This is a genomic window from Frankia sp. CoBUL1, assembly GCF_978021245.1.
Map to the genome: position 1 here is coordinate 1 of NZ_CDXDOS010000252.1, position 4817 is coordinate 4817.

Here is a 4817-nt window from a genome sequence, read left to right on the forward strand (position 1 = left end):
GATGAGGACCGGGTGGAGGAGGGGCACGGGTCACTCCCAAGGCGCGGGTGATGCCGGGACGCGGGTGGTGCCGGTGGCGTTCGCCGGCACACTGCCGGACACGGCCGGGCGGGGAGAAGCGGTGCCGCGCGCGAGACTGAGGCGCCAGGTCACCGCGTCGAATGAGCACGATGGTGATGTCCTGCCGGCGTTGGCCCGCCGCGACGCAGGCACGGAGCGCGACGGCGCGGAGCGGTGGAGATCACGGTGCGAACGGGCTGAGCGTGGCGTCGCGCGGCCGACGGATCGTCGGGGCGGGGCGACGGAACTGCCAGCTGGACCAGCCGATCAGCCAGCCAGGGACGGCAGGCGACGAGCCACCGGCGCCGCCGGTGGCGCCGCGGGAGGATGACGCTGGCTCAGGCCCGCCCGGTACACGCCGCGCTGACGACCCGGCTCAGATCCGTCACACGGTCGCGGTGCAGGAAGAGGTGGGGCACTGCCATGAACGACACTCTACGTTGGAGGTAGCCCGGCGCGTTATGGCCTCCCGAGACCCGGCCGGTGCCCGTCATGGCGTTCCGCCCGCTGCTCCACGGAGTGGGTGTTTGCCGGATATCCTGCATGGCAGGCAATCCTTCCGCCTGGGCAGGCGCCCGCGTCACCCTGCTGGAGCGAGGGACCGGAAATGAGGTGCCACGCGCGGTGGTTTTCGTCGAATTCCGTCGATACCCGGACGAAGGTTCGGTCATTGCCCTGGACCAGGGCCTGGGCCGATGAGCGGACCCGTCCCCGATGTCGATCGCGCGCGGCTCGAACAGCTTCTGATCCAGCTCTCCGAGCAGGTGAACGAAGTGGCGTCCGTGCAGACCCGGATGCGTGGCCTACTCGACGCGGTCGTCGACGTGGCCCGGGAACTGAGCCTGCCGGTCACCCTGCGCCGGATCGCGCAGGCCGCCTGCCAGCTCGTGGGGGCCAAGTACGGCGCCCTCGGGGTGATCGGCGACGACGGGGAGATCTCGGAGCTTATCCACGTGGGCTTCCCTGACGAGGTGCCCACCATGATCGGCAGGCTTCCCGAGGGGCGCGGCCTGATCGGGGAGAGTCTGCGCCACCCGCGGCCGTTGCGGGTGGCCGACGTCGCCCATCATCCCGTCGCGATCGGGTTTCCCAGCGGGCACCCGCGGTTCGACACCTTCCTCAACGTCCCGATCATGGTGCGGGGCGCGGCGTTCGGAACGCTGTTCCTCGGCGCGAAGCGCGGCGGCGGCGAGTTCACCCAGGAGGACGAGGACCTGGCGTGCGCGTTGGCGGCCGCGGTCGGTTTCGCGATCGAGAACGCGCGGCTGTACGAGGAGACCAGGCGCCGGCAGGCCTGGCTCTCGGCCAGCGCGGAGATCACGACCGCGCTGCTGTCGGTTGCGGAGCCCGAGAAGGCGCTCGACCTCGTGGCCCGGCGGGCCCGTCAGGCGACTGCGGCCCGGCTCGCCGCGATCCTCGTCCCCGACGAGGTCGGCCTGGTGGTCGGGGTTGTCGACGGGGAGGGGGACGACGACCTGCGGGGCAGGGTCTTCGCCGACAACCGCCGCCTGAACGAGGCCATGCGCACCGGCCGGGCCGTGCTCGTGCCCGTCGACTCCCCGGGCGGTCCGCTGTTCGGCGCGGACCATGCCGACCTCCCGGTGAAGGTCGGCATGGTGGTGCCGCTGATGGCGGGTGGCCGGGCGCTGGGCATCCTTGTCCTCGGCTCGGGTGGGCGTTCGGCCTCCTTCGGTGGTCTGGACCTGGAGATGGCCGCGGCTTTCGCCGGGCAGGCCGCGCTCACCCTCGAACTGGCCCGGGTGCACCGCGACCGGGAGCGTCTGGCTGTCTTCGAGGAACGGGACCGCATCGCTCGGGACCTGCACGATGTCGTGATCCAGCGGTTGTTCGCCACCGGTCTGCACCTGCAGAGCCTCGCCCGGGCCGTGGACAGCCGGGCGGCCGAGCGGCTGGACGCCGCCGCCGGCGAGCTTGACCAGACCATCTCCGACATCCGTCAGACGATCTTCTCGTTGACCTCCAACGCTGCTGAGGAGACCGATCTGCGCGCCGAGATCCAAGCGGTCATCGCCCAGGCCGAACGGGCCCTGGGGATCACCCCGACGGTCCGGCTGGACGGACCGATCGACCGCGGGGTCCCCGCGGCCATCCGCCCGCACATGCTCGCGGCGCTGCGCGAGGCGTTGTCCAACATCGCCCGCCACGCGCGGGCCTCCCGGATCCACGTGTTGCTGCGGGTCACCGACGCCGACCTCCTGGTCGAGGTGCGCGACGACGGCCGCGGCCCTGGCAAGGCCTCGCGCAGCAGCGGGCTGGCCAACCTGCGGCACCGTGCGCTCGACCTCGGCGGCCGGATGGAGTTCGGCCCGGGAGCGGGCGGCGTCGGCACCACCATGACCTGGCAGGTTCCAGTGATCGCGCCGTTGCCCGAGCTTCGCGTGCACTCCGGCGAGGGACGGGGCGTCCTCGGTTAGCGGGTGCGGCGGGGCTGCGGGAACCCCGGGCCTCAAGAGCCTCAAGAGCCTCAGGGGTTCAGGGGTTCAGGGGTTCAGCCTGGTGGCGAACACCGCGGCCTGGGTCCGGCTCTCCAGCCCGAGCTTGGACAGCATGCTGGAGACGTAGTTCTTCACGGTCTTCTCGGCGAGGAACATCCGGCTGGCGATCTGGCGGTTGGTGAGCCCCTCCGCGATCAGCCGGAGGATGCGCCGCTCCTGGTCGGTGAGCCCGGAGAGCCGTTCGTCCTCGGCCGGTCCCTCCCGCAGCCGCACCAGGACCCGGGGCGTCACCGCGGGATCGAGCAGGGACTTGCCCGCCGCCACCTGGCGCACCGCGTCCACGAGGGCGGTTCCCCGGATCTGCTTGAGAACGTAGCCGGCCGCGCCCGCCATGATCGCTGTGAAGAGCGCCTCCTCGTCGTCGAACGAGGTCAGGATGAGGCAGGCGATCCGTGGATCGCTCGACCGGACCTGCCGGCAGACCTCGATACCGCTGCCGTCCTCCAGGCGTGCGTCCAGCACCGCGACGTGGGGCTGGAGAGCCAGGATCCGGGCGACCGCCTCATCGGCCCGCCCGGCCTCCCCGACCACCTCCACATCGGGTTCGTCGGTGAGGAGATCCCGCAGCCCGCGACGCACCACCTCGTGGTCGTCGAGAAGAAACACCCGGATGGTTCCGGTGATCGACGCAGGCCCCGGTACGTCACCGACTCCGGAACCGTCCGCCAGTTCGTCTGACACCGTTGACTCCGCCCGACCCTGACGCCGTAGAAGACCGTCGCTGTTGTCACCTGCAGCAAGAAGAATATAACGCTCGCTGTTGGAGGCGGTGATCGCGACCGCACGGAAGCGGTGTCGTGCGTCTCGGCGGATGCCATTCGGCGAACCCGTGAACGCCGGTTCCGGCCTCATCTGAAAAGGGTAGGTCCGGGTGTGGCGCCCGCCGAAGTCCGGCGAGGTGTAATCGAGCGACTTCATGATGTGATTACGCTAGGTCGCGATTGGCGTGCCGACGGCGGATGCAGAGTCGTCCGCGAGCCCGGAGGTTTCGTCTGCTCCCCGGCGCGGCGCTGCGGCCCGTTGGTCGTAGCAGGGGAACCTCGATCGGGGCCGTCCAGTGTTTGTATCGTATGTCCGCCATGTGGCAAAAAGCACCCCGCTGCGTAGCGCATCCGATCCGTCCGTCAAGATGCAGTTCTCGCCCTCAGGTGCCGGCGCCATTCTCCGGGGTCGGCCGATCATGGGCGTCTTCGGCACAGCGGCAGACAGAGATCGAAGGAAAGGACGTGCGGTCGTGCGATGGGGTAGGGGCGACGTGGCGACCACCACGGTCGCGGCGAGGATCGCGACGCTTCTGACGGAGCAGGCCGGCGGCGAGGCGTTCACGGATCCGCGGCTCGCCGCGGCGGCCAGCCGTTCCTGGACGCTGACGGAGACGATCGACTCCGCCGGGTCCGTTACCTGTCGGGTGACCACGGCCGTCGTCGCGGCCGTTGTCGCGGGCGCCACCGCGACGGCCTCCGAGGTCCCCGTGGTGACGGGACCGCAGCCGGATCCGACCCTGTCGTACGAGCAGCTCGTTCGCTACCGTGACGCCCTGCTCGCCGCGGACTTCGCCGTTCAGGAGGTCTTCGAGGACTGGCGGACGGTTGCTCTCGACGTGTGGGTCGCGGAGGAGGCGGAGGATACCGCTCCGGCCGACCTGCCCGAGGCGACCGGTGAGGCTGTCGAGGCCGGTGAGGCTGTCGAGGCCGGTGAGGCTGTCGAGGCCGCCTTCTCGACCGCCGTGGACTCGCAGCTGGCCGTGGACTTGCAGCCCGCGCAGGTCGCCTCGACAACCGGGGAACAGCCCGTCAGGCCCGCAGCGGAGGCGGAGGCCGAGGACGAGGACGCGCCGGTCGTGACGGGTAGCCGGAAGCGGCCCGGCCGGAGGTCGGCCGACGCAGGCCGTCCGCGAGCCCGGCGCGGTCTGTTGCGACGTCGTGTTCCTGCCGGGAAAGCCGTGGCCGTGGCATCCGCGGCCGACACGGGCGGCTGCGACGCCGCCGTCGCGGCCGAGGCTGCCGACTCCACCACCCCCGACTCCATCGTCGGCGGGTCGTCGGCGTCCTGATGCCGGACCGCTGGAGTCCTGACCGCCGGAGTGCCTGACCGCCGGGCGGACCTTCGCGGCTTCGGGACTACTCGACGGTCGTGACGGTCGCCGTCGCGGCGTCCACGTCCGGCAGGTGCCGGCGGGATGCCGCGACGGTCAGGCCGCGGAAGGCCGGGATCGCTCAGTGAGCCTTTCCCGGTAACCGT

General features: G+C 71.1%; 3 protein-coding genes. 2 read left to right on the forward strand and 1 reads right to left on the reverse strand.

Annotated elements, in window-relative coordinates:
- The first annotated feature begins 755 nt into the window (after positions 1-755).
- Positions 756-2495, forward strand: a complete 1740-nt coding sequence (locus AC08OX_RS14970) for a GAF domain-containing sensor histidine kinase (protein ID WP_476608376.1) — start codon at positions 756-758, stop codon at positions 2493-2495.
- A 66-nt stretch (positions 2496-2561) separates the two neighbouring features.
- On the opposite strand, the gene AC08OX_RS14975 is transcribed toward AC08OX_RS14970, so the two are convergent.
- Positions 2562-3257, reverse strand: a complete 696-nt coding sequence (locus AC08OX_RS14975) for a response regulator (protein ID WP_476608377.1) — start codon at positions 3255-3257, stop codon at positions 2562-2564.
- Positions 3258-3810: 553 nt separating this feature from the next.
- Here AC08OX_RS14975 and AC08OX_RS14980 point away from each other — a divergent pair.
- A complete protein-coding gene (locus AC08OX_RS14980) occupies positions 3811-4629 on the forward strand; it encodes a hypothetical protein (protein WP_476608378.1) in 819 nt (272 codons plus the stop codon).
- Positions 4630-4817 lie beyond the last annotated feature (188 nt).